This window comes from Pantoea sp. B566, assembly GCF_024793925.1.
Classification (GTDB): Bacteria; Pseudomonadota; Gammaproteobacteria; order Enterobacterales; family Enterobacteriaceae; genus Pantoea; species Pantoea ananatis.
The window spans coordinates 4,132,414-4,151,551 of the sequence record NZ_JANUQL010000003.1; the positions used below are offsets into that span (position 1 = coordinate 4,132,414).

A 19,138-nucleotide genomic window follows, 5' to 3' on the forward strand; every position below is an offset into this window, starting at 1 on the left:
TAATCATTCCGTTTTCTGCTGCAGGGAGATCATCATGACGCCTGAAATCCTGACCGAACGGCTGGTTTTAAAACCGCTCACCCTGCAGGACGCGGATGCGATTCAGTTGGCGTTTCCCCAATGGGAAATTGTCCGTTACCTGATCGATTCGGTGCCCTGGCCCTATCCGGACGGCGCCGCCAGAGACTATATCGCCAATGTGGCATTACCCGCCGTCGCCGCGGGAAAAGGCTGGTACTGGACGATACGACGCAGGGAAGCGGAGACGATGCTGATCGGGGTCATCAGCCTGATGGACACGCCGGACAACCATCGCGGCTTCTGGTTAGTACCCCACTGGCAGGGGCAGGGTTACATGTCGGAGGCCAGCAATGCCGTTACCGATTACTGGTTCAATGTGCTGAATAAACCGGTATTAAGAACGCCCAAAGCCGCAGCAAACGTGCGTTCGGTCGCGATCTCGGTTAAAAGCGGTATGCGTTGTATCAGAACGGGAAAGCAACGCTATGTTTCAGGCGAACATGACTCCGAGCTCTGGGAGGTGACGCGGGATGAGTGGCGCAAATTCAGAGCGGCTCAGGCTGGCGAAACAGCCGCGAAAAAGTAACATTTTGCCGTGATCCGACAGCATCTTTAGCGATAAGGTTAAACCTGTCCGGCCTCAACGGAACCGGCATCCTTCGGGCAAAAAAAACGGCTATGCCTTGTCAGCATAGCCGTTTTGTCGTCGATGGCCCGGTGCGATATTCGCCCAGGCGACAGGCTTATTTATCCAGCTGTGACGTAAAGTCGCGCTCGGTATAACCGGTATACAGCTGACGCGGACGGGCAATTTTCATGCCTTCGTCGTGCATCTCTTTCCAGTGGGCGATCCAGCCAACGGTACGTGCCATGGCAAAAATCACGGTAAACATGGAAGACGGAATGCCCATGGCTTTCAGGATAATACCGGAGTAGAAGTCCACGTTTGGATAGAGTTTACGCTCGATGAAGTACGGGTCGTTCAGCGCAATGTGTTCCAGTTCCAGCGCCACTTCCAGCAGGTCATCTTTCATGCCCAGCTCGTTCAGCACTTCATGACAGGTCTCACGCATGACGGTCGCGCGTGGGTCATAGTTTTTGTAAACGCGATGACCAAAGCCCATCAGGCGGAAGGAGTCGTTTTTGTCTTTAGCACGGCGCACGAACTCAGGAATGTGTTCAACGGTGCTGATCTCTTCCAGCATGCGCAGACAGGCTTCGTTTGCGCCACCGTGCGCCGGTCCCCACAGGGAGGCGATACCGGCCGCGATACAGGCAAACGGGTTAGCGCCTGATGAACCTGCCGTACGGACGGTTGAGGTTGAGGCGTTCTGCTCGTGATCGGCATGCAGAATCAGAATGCGATCCATGGCGCGTTCAAGCACAGGGTTGACCTTGTATTCTTCACAAGGCGTTGCAAACATCATGTGCAGGAAGTTACCGGCGTAGGAAAGGTCGTTACGTGGATAAACGAACGGCTGGCCGATTGAATACTTGTAACACATCGCTGCCATGGTAGGCATTTTAGACAGCAGGCGGAAAGCGGCGATTTCACGATGGCGCTCAATGTTCACATCCAGCGAGTCGTGATAAAACGCGGCCAGGGCGCCAGTCACGCCGCACATCACAGCCATTGGATGTGAGTCGCGACGGAAGCCGTGGAACAGACGCGTGATCTGCTCATGAATCATGGTGTGGCGGGTAACGGTGACTTTGAACTCTTCAAACTGTTTCTGCGTCGGGGCTTCACCATTCAGCAGGATATAGCACACTTCCAGGTAGTTAGAGTGGGTGGCCAACTGATCGATGGGAAAACCACGGTGAAGCAGGATACCTTCATCGCCATCGATAAAGGTGATTTTTGACTCGCAGGACGCGGTAGACGTGAAACCAGGATCGAAGGTAAACAGGCCGTTAGAACCCAGTTCGCGGACATCGACGACATCCTGGCCCAGCGTGCCTTGCAGCACTTTCAGTTCAATAGGCTTTTCGTCGGGTAGGGTTAGCGTCACTTTTTTATCTGTCATTTTCGTCTCCATAGCGCCTTGGGCAGGTAAGGATCTTTCGACACCTGAAACGCGCGCATGTTGCATTTAGGCAGTACTTCACGATGTCACTCTGCATTATAAGCAGTGAAGGGTACAGAGTGAGAGGCGCGTTCCACTGGAAATGTAAAGCCGTGACATGTGCATATCGCGGTTGTTAAAGATCCGGTCAGGACATAACTTCTTTGTAACCAATAACCTGATGGTTTTAAAAGCTGTTAGTGGCAATGTTACATAACTTGAGCTTAGGAGAAAGTGTATCCCCATAACTTTTGTGCATCATAGGATTTTATCGGGATAGTTTGTAACTGAATTGTTGAACTATTGTCAAATCAGATAATTAAATTTGTATGAATTGTGAAAAACGTGAGAATGATCACTGTTCCACCCAAAATTCTCCAAAGAGTTTGTAGGGGAATTGTAATCAGAATGTGATCGTCCTATACTTCCGGCCAGGTCTCCGGAATACCCTGACACCAGGAGCCACCCAGCGTTTGTAACACGTCATTTAACACTGGATGTTGCTATTTTGGTGACGGATAAAGTCTGAACACGTTTAGGGTTCAGGTCTTATGTCCGGAGGAAGCAAAATAAAAAAGAGCTGTGTGGGCAAAACCGTGAAAAAACAAAGACCTGTCAACTTGGATCTCTCGACGATCCGGTTTCCCGTTACTGCAATATCGTCCATTCTTCACCGCGTCTCCGGCGTCATCACCCTGGTTGCTCTCGGCATCCTGTTATGGCTTCTCGGTCTTTCCCTCTCTTCTCCTGAAGGTTTCCAGCACGCTGCATCTGTCATGAATGGCTTCTTTGCGAAGTTCATCATGTGGGGCATTTTGACTGCGCTGGCCTATCATGCAGTGGGCGGGATACGTCATATGTTAATGGATTTTGGTTATCTGGCCGAAACGCTCGAAGCAGGTAAGCGTTCTGCGCAGGTGACGTTTGGTATTACTGTCGTGCTTTCAATTTTAGCAGGAGTCCTCGTATGGTAAGCAATGCATCCGCGTTGGGTCGCAATGGCATTCAGGACTGGCTGCTGCTGCGCGCGACGGCAATCCTCATCACGCTTTACATCATCTATCTCCTCGGTTTCGTGGTGATGACAGACACGCTGACGTATGACATCTGGCGTGGCTTCTTCGCTTCTGCATTTACAAAAGTGTTCACGCTCCTGACGCTGTTTTCCATTCTGATCCACGGCTGGATCGGTATGTGGCAGGTCTTAACGGACTACGTTAAACCGCTGGCAACGCGTCTGCTGTTGCAGTTGGTCATCGTAGTGGCGCTGTTGTCATATGCGATTTATGGATTTGTTGTGGTGTGGGGTGTGTAAATGAGTTTACCAGTAAGAGAATTTGATGCCGTGGTGATCGGCGCAGGCGGCGCGGGTATGCGCGCGGCGTTGCAAATCTCCCAGTCGGGCCAGACCTGTGCCCTGTTGTCCAAAGTCTTCCCGACCCGTTCCCATACTGTCTCCGCGCAGGGCGGAATCACCGTTGCGCTGGGTAACACCCATGACGATAACTGGGAATGGCATATGTATGACACCGTCAAAGGTTCCGACTACATCGGTGACCAGGACGCGATTGAATACATGTGTCACGTCGGTCCGGAAGCGATTCTGGAACTGGAGCACATGGGCTTGCCCTTCTCCCGTCTTGATGACGGCCGCGTTTATCAGCGTCCGTTTGGTGGTCAGTCGAAAAACTTCGGCGGTGAGCAGGCGGCGCGTACTGCCGCAGCGGCCGACCGTACCGGCCACGCACTACTGCATACGCTGTATCAGCAGAACCTGAAAAATAAAACTACTATCTTCTCCGAATGGTATGCACTGGATCTGGTCAAAAATGACGACGGTGCCATCGTAGGCTGTACGGCAATCTGCATGGAAACCGGCGAAACGGTTTACTTCAAAGCCAAGGCCACCATTCTGGCGACGGGCGGTGCAGGACGTATTTATCAGTCCACGACGAACGCCCACATCAATACCGGCGACGGTGTTGGCATGGCGCTGCGCGCGGGCGTGCCCGTGCAGGATATGGAAATGTGGCAGTTCCACCCAACCGGTATCGCCGGTGCTGGTGTACTGGTCACCGAAGGCTGTCGTGGTGAAGGCGGTTATCTGCTGAACAAACACGGTGAGCGTTTCATGGAGCGCTATGCGCCTAACGCCAAAGACCTTGCCGGTCGTGACGTTGTGGCCCGTTCGATGATGGTGGAGATCCGTGAAGGTCGTGGTTGCGACGGTCCATGGGGCCCGCACATCAAGCTGAAACTCGATCACCTGGGTGCGGAAGTGCTGGAATCGCGCCTGCCGGGCATCCTTGAGCTGTCCCGTACCTTTGCTCACGTTGACCCGATTAAAGAGCCGATTCCGGTTATCCCAACCTGTCACTACATGATGGGCGGCGTGCCAACCAAAGTCACCGGTCAGGCGCTGCGTGTGAATGAGCAGGGCGAAGACGAAGTGATTCCTGGCCTGTTCGCGGTGGGTGAAATCGCCTGCGTATCGGTACACGGGGCGAACCGTCTGGGTGGCAACTCGCTGCTGGACCTGGTGGTCTTCGGTCGTGCGGCTGGCGTGCATCTGCTTGAATGTCTGGAAGAGCAGGGTGAGCTGCGTGAAGCCAGCCAGGAAAACATTGATGCCGCGATGGCGCGTTTCAACCGCTGGGAAAATAACACCACGGGTGAAGATCCGGTTGAAATCCGCAAGGCGTTGCAACGCTGCATGCAGAACAACTTCTCGGTATTCCGTGAAGGCGATGCGATGCGTGAAGGGCTTGCTGAACTGAAAGAGATCCGTGAGCGTCTGAAGTCCGCGCGCCTGGATGACCGCTCACCTGACTTCAATACACAGCGTATTGAGTGCCTTGAGCTGGATAACCTGATGGAAACCGCTTATGCCACCGCAGTGGCGGCCAACTACCGCACTGAGAGCCGTGGCGCACACAGTCGCTTCGACTATCCGGAACGTGATGATGCCAACTGGCTGTGCCATAGCCTCTATGTTCCGCAAACGGAAAGCATGACGCGCCGTGAGGTGAACATGCAACCGAAACTGCGTGCGGCCTTCCCGCCGAAAGCGCGTACCTACTAATTGCGGAGATCATCATGAGACTTGAATTTTCGATCTATCGTTACAACCCGGACGTCGATGACAAACCGCGCATGCAGGACTATACCCTGGAAGCGGAAGACGGCCGTGACATGATGCTGCTGGATGCGCTGATCCGTCTGAAAGAGAAGGATCCTACCCTGGCGTTTCGTCGCTCATGCCGTGAAGGCGTGTGCGGTTCAGACGGCCTGAACATGAACGGGAAAAACGGCCTGGCCTGTATCACGCCGGTCTCGGCGTTAGGCAACGGCAAGCAGAAAATCGTTATCCGTCCTCTACCGGGCCTGCCGGTCGTGCGCGACCTGGTGGTGGACATGGGCCAGTTTTATGCCCAGTATGAGAAAATTAAGCCTTTCTTATTGAATAACGGTGAAAACCCGCCAGCGCGTGAGCATCTGCAGTCGCCGGGCGAGCGTGAGCATCTGGACGGATTGTATGAGTGTATTCTCTGCGCCTGTTGCTCAACCTCTTGCCCGTCGTTCTGGTGGAACCCGGACAAGTTTATTGGTCCTGCAGGCCTGCTGGCCGCTTACCGCTTCCTGATTGACAGCCGTGATACGGAAACGGATGCGCGTCTGGATAATCTGAGCGATGCATTCAGCGTTTTCCGCTGTCACAGCATCATGAACTGTGTAAGTGTTTGTCCTAAAGGGCTAAACCCGACGCGCGCTATCGGCCACATTAAGTCGATGCTGCTGCAACGCAGCGCGTAGTTGTACCACCGGGAACCTCAGGTTCCCGGTATTTTACGGAAGCCTTTGTAAACGCGGTCCCGACCACGTTTACAAAGGTTCCCTTACGGGCCGGGCGCGCGCTGCGCACAGTGCTCGTATCGCTGAACTCACTACGGCAAACCGCGAAAGCGGCAACAAATGAAACCTCAAAAAAGCATAACATTGCTTAAGGGATCACAATGCAGAACAGCGCGATGAAGCCCTGGCTGGACTCCTCCTGGCTGGCCGGCGCGAATCAGTCTTACATAGAGCAACTCTATGAGGATTTCCTGACCGATCCTGACTCTGTGGATGCAGTGTGGCGCTCGATGTTCCAACAGTTACCAGGCACGGGAGTGAAACCTGAGCAGTTCCACTCCGCAACTCGCGAATATTTCCGTCGCCTGGCGAAAGACGCATCTCGTTACACCTCCTCAGTTACCGATCCGGCAACCAACTCCAAACAAGTGAAAGTGCTGCAGCTGATTAACGCGTTTCGTTTCCGCGGACATCAGGAAGCAAATCTCGATCCGCTTGGCCTGTGGAAACAGGACCGCGTTGCCGATCTCGATCCTGCCTTTCACGATCTGACCGACGCCGATTTTCAGGAAAGCTTTAACGTAGGTTCTTTTGCCATTGGCAAAGAAACCATGAAGCTGGCCGATCTGTTCGACGCGCTGAAGCAGACCTACTGTGGCTCGATTGGTGCAGAGTATATGCACATCAATAACACCGAAGAGAAACGCTGGATCCAGCAGCGTATCGAATCCGGTGCGAGCCAGACGTCATTCAGTGGCGAAGAGAAAAAAGGTTTCCTGAAAGAGCTGACCGCGGCAGAAGGGCTGGAAAAATATCTGGGCGCGAAATTTCCGGGTGCAAAACGTTTCTCGCTGGAAGGCGGTGATGCGCTGGTGCCGATGCTGCGCGAGATGATTCGTCATGCGGGCAAAAGCGGCACACGTGAAGTGGTACTGGGGATGGCGCACCGTGGCCGTCTTAACGTACTGATTAACGTACTGGGTAAAAAGCCACAGGATCTGTTCGACGAATTCTCCGGTAAACACAAAGAGCATCTGGGCACCGGTGATGTGAAGTATCACATGGGCTTCTCTTCGGATATTGAAACCGAAGGTGGTCTGGTGCATCTGGCGCTGGCGTTTAACCCGTCTCACCTGGAAATTGTCAGCCCGGTGGTCATGGGATCGGTACGTGCACGTCTCGATCGTCTGGCCGAACCGGTCAGCAATAAAGTGCTGCCTATCACCATTCACGGTGATGCGGCGGTGATTGGTCAGGGCGTGGTTCAGGAAACCCTGAACATGTCTCAGGCGCGCGGCTACGAAGTGGGCGGCACGGTACGTATCGTCATTAACAACCAGGTTGGTTTTACCACCTCCAACCCGAAAGATGCGCGTTCAACCCCGTACTGTACTGACATCGGCAAGATGGTGCTGGCACCGATTTTCCACGTCAATGCTGACGATCCGGAAGCGGTAGCCTTTGTTACCCGCCTGGCGCTGGACTATCGCAACACCTTCAAACGCGATGTGTTTATCGATCTGGTGTGCTATCGCCGTCATGGTCACAACGAGGCGGATGAGCCAAGTGCTACCCAGCCGTTGATGTACCAGAAAATCAAAAAGCATCCGACGCCGCGTAAAATTTACGCCGATCGTCTGGAAGGCGAAGGTGTCGCGTCGCAGGAAGATGCCACCGAGATGGTGAACCTTTACCGCGATGCGCTCGATGCGGGCGAATGCGTGGTGCCGGAATGGCGTCCGATGAGCCTGCACTCCTTCACGTGGTCGCCTTATCTGAACCACGAATGGGATGAGCCTTATCCGGCACAGGTTGACATGAAACGCCTGAAGGAACTGGCATTGCGTATCAGCCAGGTCCCTGAGCAGATTGAAGTGCAGTCGCGCGTGGCCAAGATCTATAACGATCGCAAGCTGATGGCCGAAGGCGAGAAAGCGTTCGACTGGGGCGGTGCCGAGAATCTGGCGTACGCCACGCTGGTGGATGAAGGTATTCCGGTTCGCCTCTCGGGTGAAGACTCCGGTCGTGGAACCTTCTTCCATCGCCACGCGGTCGTGCACAACCAGGCTAACGGTTCAACCTATACGCCGCTGCACCATATTCATAACAGCCAGGGCGAGTTTAAAGTCTGGGATTCGGTGCTGTCTGAAGAAGCGGTGCTGGCGTTTGAATACGGTTACGCCACGGCTGAGCCGCGCGTGCTGACCATCTGGGAAGCGCAGTTTGGTGACTTTGCCAACGGTGCTCAGGTGGTGATTGACCAGTTCATCAGCTCTGGCGAACAGAAGTGGGGCCGTATGTGTGGCCTGGTGATGTTGCTGCCGCATGGCTACGAAGGTCAGGGCCCGGAACACTCCTCTGCCCGTCTGGAACGCTATCTGCAACTTTGCGCCGAGCAGAACATGCAGGTTTGCGTCCCGTCGACGCCGGCTCAGGTGTATCACATGCTGCGCCGTCAGGCGCTGCGCGGGATGCGCCGTCCGCTGGTGGTGATGTCGCCGAAGTCGCTGTTGCGCCATCCGCTGGCGATCTCGTCGCTGGATGAACTGGCAAACGGCAGTTTCCAGCCGGCCATTGGTGAGATCGACGATCTGGATCCGCAGGGCGTGAAACGCGTCGTGCTGTGCTCCGGTAAGGTTTACTACGATCTGCTGGAACAGCGTCGTAAAGACGAGAAAACCGATGTTGCCATCGTGCGCATCGAACAGCTTTACCCGTTCCCGCATCAGGCGGTACAGGAAGCATTGAAAGCCTATTCTCACGTACAGGACTTTGTCTGGTGCCAGGAAGAGCCACTGAACCAGGGCGCCTGGTACTGTAGCCAGCATCATTTCCGTGATGTCGTGCCGTTTGGCGCCACCCTGCGTTATGCAGGTCGCCCGGCATCGGCTTCTCCGGCCGTGGGTTATATGTCCGTACACCAACAACAGCAGCAAGACCTGGTTAATGACGCACTGAACGTCAATTAATTAAAAGGAAAGATAATGAGTAGCGTAGATATTCTCGTTCCCGACCTGCCTGAATCGGTTGCAGATGCCACAGTAGCAACCTGGCACAAGAAACCAGGCGATGCAGTCAGCCGCGATGAAGTCATCGTCGAAATTGAAACTGACAAAGTCGTGCTGGAAGTGCCGGCATCTGCCGATGGCGTGCTGGAAGCCGTGCTGGAAGACGAAGGGGCAACCGTTACGTCCCGCCAGATCCTGGGTCGCCTGAAAGAAGGCAACAGTGCGGGTAAAGAAAGCAGTGCCAAAGCGGAAAGCAATGACACCACGCCAGCCCAGCGTCAGACAGCGTCGCTTGAAGAAGAGAGCAGCGATGCGCTCAGCCCGGCGATCCGTCGCCTGATTGCGGAGCATAATCTTGACGCTGCGCAGATCAAAGGCACCGGCGTGGGCGGACGTTTAACACGTGAAGACGTTGAAAAACATCTGGCGAACAAACCGCAGGCTGAGAAAGCCGCCGCGCCAGTGGCGGGTGCAGCAACGGCTCAGCAGCCTGTTGCCAACCGCAGCGAAAAACGTGTTCCGATGACGCGTTTACGTAAGCGCGTCGCGGAGCGTCTGCTGGAAGCCAAGAACAGCACCGCCATGTTGACGACCTTCAACGAAATCAACATGAAGCCGATTATGGATCTGCGTAAGCAGTACGGCGATGCGTTCGAGAAACGTCATGGTGTGCGTCTGGGCTTTATGTCTTTCTACATCAAGGCCGTGGTCGAAGCGCTGAAGCGTTATCCAGAAGTCAACGCCTCTATCGATGGCGAAGACGTGGTGTACCACAACTATTTCGATGTGAGTATTGCCGTCTCTACGCCACGCGGACTGGTGACGCCTGTCCTGCGTGACGTTGATGCGCTGAGCATGGCTGACATCGAGAAGAAAATTAAAGAACTGGCAGTGAAAGGCCGTGACGGCAAGCTGACGGTTGACGATCTGACGGGCGGTAACTTTACCATCACCAACGGTGGTGTGTTCGGTTCGCTGATGTCTACGCCAATCATCAACCCGCCACAGAGCGCGATTCTGGGCATGCACGCCATTAAAGATCGTCCTATGGCGGTCAATGGTCAGGTTGTGATCCTGCCAATGATGTACCTGGCTCTCTCCTACGATCACCGTTTAATCGATGGTCGTGAATCTGTCGGCTATCTGGTCGCGGTGAAAGAGATGCTGGAAGATCCCGCGCGTCTGCTGCTGGATGTCTGATTCATCACTGGGCACGCGTTGCGTGCCCAATCTCAATACTCTTTTCAGATCTGAATGGATAGAACATCATGAACTTACACGAATACCAGGCTAAACAGCTGTTTGCACGGTATGGCATGCCAGCACCGACCGGCTACGCCTGTACTACACCACGTGAAGCAGAAGAAGCGGCATCGAAAATCGGTGCAGGCCCGTGGGTAGTTAAATGTCAGGTTCATGCCGGTGGCCGCGGTAAAGCGGGCGGTGTGAAAGTGGTTAACAGCAAAGAAGACATCCGTGCTTTCGCTGAAAACTGGCTGGGCAAACGTCTGGTGACCTACCAAACTGACGCCAATGGTCAGCCGGTAAACCAGATTCTGGTTGAAGCGGCAACCGATATCGATCAGGAGCTGTACCTGGGTGCCGTGGTTGACCGTGCAACCCGTCGCGTCATCTTTATGGCATCGACCGAAGGCGGCGTGGAAATCGAGAAAGTGGCAGAAGAAACGCCACACCTGATCCACAAAATGGCGCTTGATCCACTGACCGGTCCACAGCCTTATCAGGGCCGTGAGTTAGCCTTTAAACTGGGCCTGACCGGTAAGCAAGTCAGCCAGTTCACCAAAATTTTCATGGGTCTGGCCACCATGTTCCTGGAGCGCGATCTGGCGATGGTTGAGATCAACCCGCTGGTGATCACCAAGCAGGGCGACCTGATCTGTCTGGATGGCAAACTGGGTGCTGATGGCAATGCCCTGTTCCGTCAGCCAGAGCTGCGTGAAATGCGCGATCCAAGCCAGGAAGATCCTCGTGAAGCGCACGCGACACAGTGGGAACTGAACTATGTTGCGCTGGAAGGCAACATCGGTTGTATGGTTAACGGCGCAGGCCTCGCGATGGGTACGATGGACATCGTTAAGCACCACGGTGGCCAGCCAGCGAACTTCCTGGATGTCGGCGGCGGCGCGACCAAAGAGCGCGTAACCGAAGCCTTTAAAATCATCCTGTCTGACGACGCGGTGAAAGCGGTATTCGTTAACATCTTCGGCGGCATCGTGCGTTGCGACCTGATCGCAGACGGCATCATCGGTGCAGTAGCAGAAGTCGGTGTTAACGTACCGGTCGTGGTACGTCTGGAAGGTAACAACGCTGAACTGGGCGCTAAGAAACTGGCGGACAGTGGTCTGAACATCATTGCAGCAACCAGTCTGACAGACGCGGCACAGCGTGTTGTTGCTGCTGCGGAGGGTAAATAATGTCCATTTTGATCGACAAAAACACCAAAGTCATTTGCCAGGGATTCACCGGCGGACAGGGAACTTTCCACTCTGAGCAGGCGCTGGCATACGGCACGCAGCTGGTTGGTGGCGTAACACCGGGCAAAGGCGGCACGACCCATCTGGGCCTGCCGGTGTTCAACACCGTGCGTGAAGCCGTTGAAGCCACAGGCGCGACCGCAACCGTTATCTATGTGCCAGCTCCGTTCTGCAAAGACGGTATCCTGGAAGCTATCGATGCCGGTATCAAGCTGATCATCACCATCACCGAAGGCATTCCAACGCTGGATATGCTGACCGTGAAGATGAAGCTGGATGAAGCAGGCGTGCGCATGATCGGGCCAAACTGCCCGGGTGTGATCACCCCTGGCGAATGTAAGATCGGCATCATGCCGGGCCACATTCACCAGCCTGGCCGTGTCGGTATCGTTTCGCGTTCCGGTACCCTGACCTATGAAGCCGTTAAGCAAACCACCGATATCGGTTACGGTCAGTCTACCTGTGTCGGCATCGGCGGTGACCCGATCCCGGGCTCTAACTTCATCGACATCCTGAAAATGTTCCAGGACGATCCACAGACTGAAGCGATCGTCATGATCGGTGAAATCGGTGGTAGTGCGGAAGAAGAAGCTGCTGCGTTCATCAAAGAGCACGTGACCAAGCCGGTTGTCGGCTACATTGCGGGCGTAACGGCACCGAAGGGCAAACGTATGGGCCACGCTGGCGCCATCATTGCCGGTGGTAAAGGAACGGCAGACGAGAAGTTTGCTGCGCTGGAAGCCGCAGGTGTGAAAACCGTACGCAGCCTGGCTGACATCGGCGATGCCGTGAAAGCGGTTCTGCCAGCCAAATAAGCGGTCTGAGCGGAATGCATTAAGCCACCTTCGGGTGGCTTTTTTTATCGCTTAAACCTGAGCACGCCCTTTTGCCGCATAACTGATTGGCGTCGTGCCTTAAATAACATAAAATAATCTTAAGTATTTCCGTGGTGTTTGCTATGCTTTATCTGACCTGGCTTTTGGGGCGCAAAAAGAATGGGCGTTATTAAACACGCTATAAAGTTAAATATTTATATAAAATTAAATTGCCCGGTGACACATTTTTAACAAAGCTTCCGTTTAAACATATTCCCCACATTATTTCCTTATTCCAAATCAATTTCCCGCCATATATAACAAACTTTACTGCTAGCAAAGGGCGCGGTTAAGCGCTTAAATTGCGCTGCATCAATCCAGCCTTTTAAAAAAATAATCAAACGTTTGTTCAAATACGGGAAAGCATCAATTTTTAAATTATGCCCCGTTAAACGTCTGAACCACGCGGCTGCATTGGTGTTTCACAGGTTACCGCTAACGGTTACGCCCTCATCCCAGGCCGCACACAGAACTGTCCTGTCGATGACAAAACTGGAATCAATAATCAGTCGTTCCTGACTCTTATTCAGTCTGTACGGATACAGAGTTAAGGTGAGGAGCAAGGAGTCATTATGCTAGATATTGTCGAGCTGTCGCGTTTACAGTTTGCCTTAACAGCCATGTACCATTTCCTTTTCGTACCTTTAACGCTCGGTATGGCGTTTTTGCTGGCGATAATGGAAACGGTCTATGTGCTGAGTGGCAAACAAGTTTATAAGGATATGACAAAATTCTGGGGCAAGTTATTTGGTATTAACTTTGCGCTGGGCGTGGCGACCGGACTGACCATGGAGTTTCAGTTCGGCACCAACTGGTCTTACTATTCTCATTATGTCGGCGATATTTTTGGCGCGCCGTTAGCTATTGAAGGATTAATGGCTTTCTTTCTTGAGTCCACCTTTGTTGGCCTGTTCTTTTTCGGTTGGGATCGGCTGGGCAAAGTTCAGCACCTGGCCGTGACCTGGCTGGTGGCGCTGGGATCCAATATGTCGGCGCTGTGGATTCTGGTGGCAAACGGCTGGATGCAAAACCCAATTGCCTCTGAGTTTAACTTTGAAACCATGCGCATGGAGATGCTGAGCTTCTCTGAGCTGGTCTTAAATCCGGTCGCCCAGGTGAAATTTGTTCACACCGTCGCGGCAGGGTACACCACCGGTGCCATGTTTATTTTGGGTATCAGCGCCTGGTATTTACTGAAAGGCCGCGACACGGCGTTTGCCAAACGCTCTTTTGCTATCGCGGCAAGTTTCGGTATGGCAGCCGTATTGTCAGTCATCGTGTTGGGTGACGAGTCCGGTTACGAAATGGGCGATGTGCAGAAAACCAAGCTGGCGGCCATTGAAGCCGAATGGGAAACCCAGCCCGCACCGGCTGCGTTTACGCTGTTCGGTTTGCCCGATCAGGCATCACAAGAGAACCACTACGCCATTCAAATTCCTTATCTGCTGGGACTAATCGCCACCCGTTCTACGGATACGCCTGTAACGGGCCTGAAAGAGCTCATGACCCAACATGAAGTTCGCATTCGTAACGGGATGAAAGCCTACGCACTGTTAAATGAACTGCGCAGCGGGAATACCGATCCGGCCGTGCGTGATGCCTTTAATCACAGCAAAAAAGATCTGGGTTATGGTCTGTTGTTGAAGCGCTATACGCCAAACCTCTCAGATGCCAGCGAGGCGCAAATCAAGCAGGCAACACAGGATTCCATTCCACGCGTGGCGCCGCTGTATTTTGCCTTCCGCATCATGGTGCTCTGCGGCGTGCTGTTACTCGGCGTTATCACGCTGTCGTTCTGGAGCGTCATTCGTAATCGTATCGGCAAACATCGCTGGTTACTCAAGGCCGCGCTGTATGGCATTCCGCTGCCGTGGATTGCGGTTGAAGCAGGCTGGTTTGTGGCGGAGTACGGCCGTCAACCCTGGGCGATAGGCGAAGTGCTGCCAACGGCCGTGGCGAACTCGTCGCTCACCGTTGGGGATATCCTGTTCTCCATGGGGCTGATCTGCGGTCTGTATACCCTGTTCCTGGTCGCCGAGATGTACCTGATGTTTAAATTTGCCCGGTTGGGTCCAAGTAGCCTGAAAACGGGTCGTTATCACCATGAGCAGATGGCGAAAACCGTTCAGCCGGCACGTGGATAAGGAGAACCGCCATGTTTGATTACGAAGTTCTGCGCTTTGTCTGGTGGCTGCTGATCGGCATTTTGCTGGTGGGCTTTGCCGTCACTGATGGCTTTGATATGGGCGTGGGCATGCTGACGCGCCTGCTGGGACGCACCGATACCGAGCGTCGGGTAATGATTAACACCATTGCGCCGCACTGGGACGGTAACCAGGTCTGGTTAATTACTGCGGGTGGTGCGCTGTTTGCCGCCTGGCCGATGGTTTATGCGGCAGCGTTTTCAGGATTTTATGTGGCAATGATTCTGGTGCTGGCGTCGCTGTTCTTTCGTCCGGTGGGCTTTGATTACCGCTCTAAGATTGAAGACAAGCGCTGGCGCGGTGCCTGGGACTGGGGCATTTTCATCGGCAGCTTCGTCCCTCCTTTGGTGATTGGCGTGGCCTTTGGCAACCTGCTCCAGGGCGTGCCGTTTCGTGCTGATGAGTATATGCGCCTGTATTACACCGGTAACTTCTTCCAGTTACTTAATCCCTTTGGCCTGCTGGCAGGGGTGGTGAGCGTCGCCATGATACTGGCGCAGGGCGCAACCTACCTGCAGATGCGCACGAACGGCGAACTGTACCTGCGCGCACGCGCCACGACCCAGATTTCCACGCTGGTGATGATGGTGTGCTTCGCACTGGCGGGCGTGTGGGTGAAGTACGGCATTGACGGTTATGTGGTGACCAGTACGCTTGATCACTATGCGGCCTCGAATCCGCTGGGTAAAACCGTGGTGCGCGAAGCCGGTGCCTGGATGGTGAATTTCCAGCAGCATCCCGTGCTGTGGTTGTTCCCACTGCTGGGCGTTGTGCTGCCTCTGCTGACGGTGCTGTGCTCACGTATGCACAAAAGCGCATGGGCGTTTGTGTTCTCTTCACTGACGCTTGCCTGCGTCATTATGACGGCCGGTATTGCCATGTTTCCGTTTATTATGCCTTCCAGCACGGTACCGGGCACCAGTCTGACCATGTGGGATGCAACCTCCAGTCTGCTGACGCTGAAAACCATGACCTTTGCCGCGATTATTTTTGTGCCCATCATCCTGCTTTACACCAGCTGGTGTTACTGGAAGATGTTTGGCCGTATTACCAAAGAGCATGTTGAGAGCAACAGCAACTCACTGTACTGATAAGGAGTCAACACATGTGGTATTTTGCCTGGATTCTTGGCACCTTGCTGGCCTGCGCCTTTGGTATCATCACGGCGCTGGCCATAGAGCATATCGAAGACAGCGCCGCATCGGATCGACAATCCTGATGAGCGGATGGCTACAGACGACCTGTCGTCTGATGGATAAGGGCCCGTTCCGGGCCCTTTCACTGGTGCTGGCACTCTGGCTGGCGGGATGTCTGCTGTGGAATCCCGCACGTTATGCCAGCGGTGCTGGCGGCATTCTGCTGTGGCAGGGCGTGTTGCTCATCTGGGCGGTATGCACCGGCGTGATTTACGGTGTTGGGTTTCGTCCGCGACGATTACGCTGGCGTGCTCTGTTTACCCCTTTACCCGCATTAGTGATACTCTTGTGGGGCGTAAGCCGGTTTTATCTCTGACAGCCCGTCAGCATTTTACGCTGAAGCGTGAGTTTACTTCAGCGTCTGGTCAAGAAACCTCCACTAAAGCCTTCCGGTTGTAACCAACTGATAATTATTTTCTCCTGGCCCTGGCAGCCCATTCCCAACCCCAATTGTCTTGCGTATAGTAGCAACGTTTAAAACGAGGCCGGGATGTAGAGTGAGTACAACGCTGTTTCGCTGGCCGGTTCGGGTCTACTATGAAGATACCGATGCCGGTGGTGTGGTTTATCACGCCAGCTATATCGCTTTTTATGAACGAGCACGTACCGAAATGTTGCGTCAGCATCATTTCAATCAGCAGACGCTGTTAGAACAGCAGATTGCTTTTGTGGTGCGGCGCATGACGGTGGACTATCTTTCGGCGGCGCGTCTTGACGATCTTCTGGAAATTCAGAGTGAAGTGACTTCAATGACCCGGGCGACGATGACATTTACCCAGCGTATCGTGAATGCAGAAGGCAAAGTGCTCAATGAGGCAGAAGTCCTGATTGCCTGCATCAACCCACACCTAATGAAGCCGATTGCGCTTCCCAAGTCTATTGTCGCGGAGTTCAAGCAGTGACTGACATGAACGTTCTTGATTTGTTCCTGAAGGCGAGCCTTCTGGTCAAACTTATCATGTTGATTTTGATCGGCTTTTCGATTGCTTCATGGGCAATCATTATCCAGCGCACGCGTATTCTGAATGCGGCGGGAAGGGAAGCTGATGCCTTTGAAGACAAATTCTGGTCCGGCGTTGAGCTTTCTCGCCTGTATCAGGAAAGTCAGGCGCGTCGCGAAGAGCTGGCAGGCTCGGAGCAAATCTTTTACGCCGGCTTCAAAGAGTTCGCACGTCTGCATCGGGTCAACAACCATGCGCCTGAGGCGGCAGTGGAAGGGGCGAGCAGGGCGATGCGCATTTCCATGAATCGTGAGCTGGAAGCGTTGGAAAATCACATTCCCTTCCTTGGCACCGTGGGGTCCATCAGCCCGTATATTGGTCTGTTTGGTACGGTGTGGGGGATTATGCATGCCTTTATTGCCCTGGGGGCCGTAAAGCAGGCCACGCTACAGATGGTTGCGCCGGGTATCGCAGAAGCGTTGATCGCGACCGCTATCGGTTTATTCGCGGCAATTCCTGCGGTAATGGCTTATAACCGACTGAACCAGCGCGTCAATAAACTGGAACAGGGCTATGACAACTTCATGGAAGAGTTCACGGCTATCCTGCATCGTCAGGCTTTTTCCAGCGACAGCGCTAAGTAAACAGAGGTAAATGATGGCCCGAGTGCGTGGTCGCGGTCGCCGCGAGCTAAAGTCGGAAATCAACATTGTTCCACTGCTGGACGTCTTGCTGGTGCTGTTGCTGATTTTTATGGCGACGGCCCCGATCATTACCCAAAGCGTGGAAGTGGATTTGCCGGATGCGACGGATTCGAAGACGGTTTCCAGTGATGATAATCCGCCTGTAATTGTAGAAGTGTCCGGTGTGGGCCAATACAGCATGGTGGTGGATCACGATCGTTTATCGCAGCTACCCCCTGAACAGGTGATTAGCGAAGCGCAACGTCGTCTGGAAGCCAATCCGAAAACTGTCTTTCTGATCGGCGGTGCCAAAGAGGTCCCTTATGATGAAATCATTAAGGCGCTGAACCTGCTGCATCAGGCTGGAGTTAAATCTGTCGGTTTGATGACGCAGCCGATTTAAAGTCGAACCGTTTTTGGGAACCGAGTGTGTCGAAGGCAACCGAGCAAAACGAAAAATTAAAGCGCGCGATAATCATTTCGGTGATTCTGCATATCGTGCTGATTGCGCTGCTGATATGGAGCTCATTTAATGAGCACATTGAAGCCAGCGGAGGCGGCGGCGGGAGCGATATCGAGGCAGTTATGGTCGATCCCGGTGCGGTGGTTGAGCAATATAATCGTCAGCAGAATCAGCAAAGCGACAGTCAGCGTGCCGAGCAGCAGCGCCAGAAACAGTCACAACAGCAGGCCGAAGAGCTCCAGCAGAAGCAGGCGGCTGAACAACAGCGGCTGAAAGAGCTGGAAAAAGAACGCCTGCAGGCCCAGGAAGACGCGAAGCAGCAGGCGAAAGCCCAGGCTGAACAGCAGAAAGCAGCCGAAGCGGCGGCGAAACAGGCTGAATCTCAGCAGAAAGCGGCCGAGGCGGCCGCCGCGAAAGCCAAAGCGGATGCTAAAGCGGAAGCCGATGCCCAGGCCAAAGCCGCCGCTGACGCGAAAATAAAGGCTCAGGAAGACGCGAAGCAGGCTGCGGCCGAGGCGAAGAAGCAGGCTGAGCAACAGGCGAAAGCCGCCGCGGCCGAAGCAAAGAAACAGGCTGAACAACAGGCGAAAGCCGAGGCTGCCGAGGCTGCGAAACAGGCCAAGGCTGAAGCCGCGAAGCAGGCTAAAGCGGAAGCCGCTAAAGAAGCCAAAGCGGCAGAAGCGAAAGCCGCCGCCGAAGCTAAAGCCGCGGCCGCGCAGGAAGCTAAAGAGAAAGCTGCGGCTGAAGCCAAAGAGAAAGCCGCAAAAGAAAAAGCCGAAGCCGCAGCAAAAGCCAAGGCCGATGCTGCCGCAAAAGCCAAAGCAGACGCGAAGGCAAAAGCGGAAGCAAAAGCGAAAGCGGCGGCTGAGGCAGCGAACGACAGCGACGTCGACGATCTGCTGGGCGGCTTAGCGTCCGGTAAGAATGCACCGAAAAGCGGCGCCTCTGGCGGTGCTGCAGGGCAGGGCAACCAGAAGAAAGCGGGTGCCTCTGGCGCAGATGTGAACGCGTACCTTGGCCAGATTACCAGTGCTATCCAGAGCCGTTTTTACGATGCGGACCTGTATAGCGGCAAAAGCTGTGACTTACGTATTAAACTTGCTCCTGACGGTATGCTGATTGATGTGAAATCAGAAGGGGGCGATCCGGCGCTCTGTCAGGCTGCCATCGCGGCAGCGAAGCAGGCACGTATTCCGAAACCGCCTTCACAAGCGGTGTACGAAGTGTTTAAAAACGCGCCGATGCGTTTCAGACCGCAATAATGCAGTAACCGGCGGCAGGTTGATCTATGGTTAGCTTGCCGTACTCTAGTTGTACTCGTGGTTTTCAGGAAC

General features: G+C 54.1%; 18 protein-coding genes. 17 read left to right on the plus strand and 1 reads right to left on the minus strand.

Annotation, left to right across the window (positions count from 1 at the left end; genetic code table 11):
- Nucleotides 1–34 precede the first annotated feature (34 nt).
- Nucleotides 35–607: a GNAT family N-acetyltransferase gene (locus NYE92_RS20925; protein WP_088900404.1), complete on the plus strand. Its 573-nt coding sequence runs from the start codon at nt 35–37 to the stop codon at nt 605–607.
- A 157-nt stretch (nt 608–764) separates the two neighbouring features.
- On the opposite strand, the gene NYE92_RS20930 is transcribed toward NYE92_RS20925, so the two are convergent.
- Nucleotides 765–2,048 (minus strand): citrate synthase, encoded by a 1,284-nt coding sequence (locus NYE92_RS20930; RefSeq protein ID WP_014606294.1) that lies wholly within the window; start codon nt 2,046–2,048, stop codon nt 765–767.
- Between the two features lie 590 nt (nt 2,049–2,638).
- Here NYE92_RS20930 and sdhC point away from each other — a divergent pair.
- The 16 genes from sdhC to tolA all read left to right on the plus strand — a co-directional run bounded on the left by sdhC (nt 2,639) and on the right by tolA (nt 19,066).
- Entirely contained in the window at nt 2,639–3,061 is a 423-nt protein-coding gene (gene sdhC / locus NYE92_RS20935) for a succinate dehydrogenase cytochrome b556 subunit (protein ID WP_013025059.1), read from the plus strand.
- Nucleotides 3,055–3,402 carry a succinate dehydrogenase membrane anchor subunit gene (sdhD, locus tag NYE92_RS20940; RefSeq protein WP_013025060.1) on the plus strand — a complete coding sequence of 116 codons (348 nt, stop codon included), beginning with the start codon at nt 3,055–3,057 and terminating at the stop codon, nt 3,400–3,402. Before sdhC ends, sdhD begins: the two co-directional genes overlap by 7 nt.
- Nucleotides 3,403–5,169 carry a succinate dehydrogenase flavoprotein subunit gene (sdhA, locus tag NYE92_RS20945; RefSeq protein ID WP_013025061.1) on the plus strand — a complete coding sequence of 589 codons (1,767 nt, stop codon included), beginning with the start codon at nt 3,403–3,405 and terminating at the stop codon, nt 5,167–5,169.
- 14 nt (nt 5,170–5,183) lie between these two features.
- The gene (locus tag NYE92_RS20950) at nt 5,184–5,900 is read left to right on the plus strand and encodes a succinate dehydrogenase iron-sulfur subunit (protein WP_013025062.1); all 717 of its coding nucleotides are present in this window, start codon (nt 5,184–5,186) and stop codon (nt 5,898–5,900) included.
- Between the two features lie 200 nt (nt 5,901–6,100).
- Nucleotides 6,101–8,908, plus strand: a complete 2,808-nt coding sequence (gene sucA / locus NYE92_RS20955) for a 2-oxoglutarate dehydrogenase E1 component (protein ID WP_013025063.1) — start codon at nt 6,101–6,103, stop codon at nt 8,906–8,908.
- Nucleotides 8,909–8,923: 15 nt separating this feature from the next.
- Nucleotides 8,924–10,147 carry a 2-oxoglutarate dehydrogenase complex dihydrolipoyllysine-residue succinyltransferase gene (gene odhB, locus NYE92_RS20960; protein ID WP_064373413.1) on the plus strand — a complete coding sequence of 408 codons (1,224 nt, stop codon included), beginning with the start codon at nt 8,924–8,926 and terminating at the stop codon, nt 10,145–10,147.
- 68 nt (nt 10,148–10,215) lie between these two features.
- Nucleotides 10,216–11,382, plus strand: coding sequence for an ADP-forming succinate--CoA ligase subunit beta (gene sucC / locus NYE92_RS20965; protein WP_006118458.1), 1,167 nt, complete (start codon nt 10,216–10,218; stop codon nt 11,380–11,382).
- Nucleotides 11,382–12,257 carry a succinate--CoA ligase subunit alpha gene (gene sucD / locus NYE92_RS20970; protein WP_013025067.1) on the plus strand — a complete coding sequence of 292 codons (876 nt, stop codon included), beginning with the start codon at nt 11,382–11,384 and terminating at the stop codon, nt 12,255–12,257. The genes sucC and sucD overlap by 1 nt, the downstream gene beginning before the upstream one ends.
- Before the next feature lie 632 nt (nt 12,258–12,889).
- Nucleotides 12,890–14,461 carry a cytochrome ubiquinol oxidase subunit I gene (gene cydA, locus NYE92_RS20975; RefSeq protein ID WP_064373414.1) on the plus strand — a complete coding sequence of 524 codons (1,572 nt, stop codon included), beginning with the start codon at nt 12,890–12,892 and terminating at the stop codon, nt 14,459–14,461.
- Nucleotides 14,462–14,472: 11 nt separating this feature from the next.
- The gene (gene cydB / locus NYE92_RS20980; protein ID WP_072136546.1) at nt 14,473–15,612 is read left to right on the plus strand and encodes a cytochrome d ubiquinol oxidase subunit II; all 1,140 of its coding nucleotides are present in this window, start codon (nt 14,473–14,475) and stop codon (nt 15,610–15,612) included.
- Between the two features lie 14 nt (nt 15,613–15,626).
- The gene (cydX, locus tag NYE92_RS20985; protein WP_013025070.1) at nt 15,627–15,740 is read left to right on the plus strand and encodes a cytochrome bd-I oxidase subunit CydX; all 114 of its coding nucleotides are present in this window, start codon (nt 15,627–15,629) and stop codon (nt 15,738–15,740) included.
- On the plus strand, nt 15,740–16,033 hold the full coding sequence (ybgE, locus tag NYE92_RS20990) for a cyd operon protein YbgE (RefSeq protein ID WP_014606292.1): 294 nt from the start codon (nt 15,740–15,742) through the stop codon (nt 16,031–16,033). The genes cydX and ybgE overlap by 1 nt, the downstream gene beginning before the upstream one ends.
- A 181-nt stretch (nt 16,034–16,214) precedes the next feature.
- Complete coding sequence (gene ybgC / locus NYE92_RS20995) at nt 16,215–16,619, plus strand: tol-pal system-associated acyl-CoA thioesterase (RefSeq protein WP_013025071.1); 405 nt, start codon at nt 16,215–16,217, stop codon at nt 16,617–16,619.
- Entirely contained in the window at nt 16,616–17,302 is a 687-nt protein-coding gene (gene tolQ, locus NYE92_RS21000) for a Tol-Pal system protein TolQ (protein WP_013025072.1), read from the plus strand. The genes ybgC and tolQ overlap by 4 nt, the downstream gene beginning before the upstream one ends.
- A 13-nt stretch (nt 17,303–17,315) precedes the next feature.
- Nucleotides 17,316–17,744, plus strand: coding sequence for a colicin uptake protein TolR (gene tolR / locus NYE92_RS21005; protein ID WP_014606291.1), 429 nt, complete (start codon nt 17,316–17,318; stop codon nt 17,742–17,744).
- A gap of 26 nt (nt 17,745–17,770) precedes the next feature.
- A complete protein-coding gene (gene tolA / locus NYE92_RS21010; RefSeq protein ID WP_013025074.1) occupies nt 17,771–19,066 on the plus strand; it encodes a cell envelope integrity protein TolA in 1,296 nt (431 codons plus the stop codon).
- The last annotated feature ends 72 nt before the right edge of the window (nt 19,067–19,138 follow it).

Bases quoted from the DNA above. Each gene is read 5' to 3' on its own strand.
- NYE92_RS20950 (WP_013025062.1), top strand. From the start codon at position 5,184: ATGAGACTTGAATTTTCGATCTATCGTTACAACCCGGACGTCGATGAC.
- NYE92_RS20930 (WP_014606294.1), bottom strand. From the start codon at position 2,048: ATGACAGATAAAAAAGTGACGCTAACCCTACCCGACGAAAAGCCTATT.
- sdhA (WP_013025061.1), top strand. From the start codon at position 3,403: ATGAGTTTACCAGTAAGAGAATTTGATGCCGTGGTGATCGGCGCAGGC.
- cydA (WP_064373414.1), top strand. From the start codon at position 12,890: ATGCTAGATATTGTCGAGCTGTCGCGTTTACAGTTTGCCTTAACAGCC.
- cydB (WP_072136546.1), top strand. From the start codon at position 14,473: ATGTTTGATTACGAAGTTCTGCGCTTTGTCTGGTGGCTGCTGATCGGC.
- sucC (WP_006118458.1), top strand. From the start codon at position 10,216: ATGAACTTACACGAATACCAGGCTAAACAGCTGTTTGCACGGTATGGC.
- tolR (WP_014606291.1), top strand. From the start codon at position 17,316: ATGGCCCGAGTGCGTGGTCGCGGTCGCCGCGAGCTAAAGTCGGAAATC.
- sucD (WP_013025067.1), top strand. From the start codon at position 11,382: ATGTCCATTTTGATCGACAAAAACACCAAAGTCATTTGCCAGGGATTC.
- sdhC (WP_013025059.1), top strand. From the start codon at position 2,639: ATGTCCGGAGGAAGCAAAATAAAAAAGAGCTGTGTGGGCAAAACCGTG.
- cydX (WP_013025070.1), top strand. From the start codon at position 15,627: ATGTGGTATTTTGCCTGGATTCTTGGCACCTTGCTGGCCTGCGCCTTT.
- NYE92_RS20925 (WP_088900404.1), top strand. From the start codon at position 35: ATGACGCCTGAAATCCTGACCGAACGGCTGGTTTTAAAACCGCTCACC.
- ybgE (WP_014606292.1), top strand. From the start codon at position 15,740: ATGAGCGGATGGCTACAGACGACCTGTCGTCTGATGGATAAGGGCCCG.
- sdhD (WP_013025060.1), top strand. From the start codon at position 3,055: ATGGTAAGCAATGCATCCGCGTTGGGTCGCAATGGCATTCAGGACTGG.
- odhB (WP_064373413.1), top strand. From the start codon at position 8,924: ATGAGTAGCGTAGATATTCTCGTTCCCGACCTGCCTGAATCGGTTGCA.
- sucA (WP_013025063.1), top strand. From the start codon at position 6,101: ATGCAGAACAGCGCGATGAAGCCCTGGCTGGACTCCTCCTGGCTGGCC.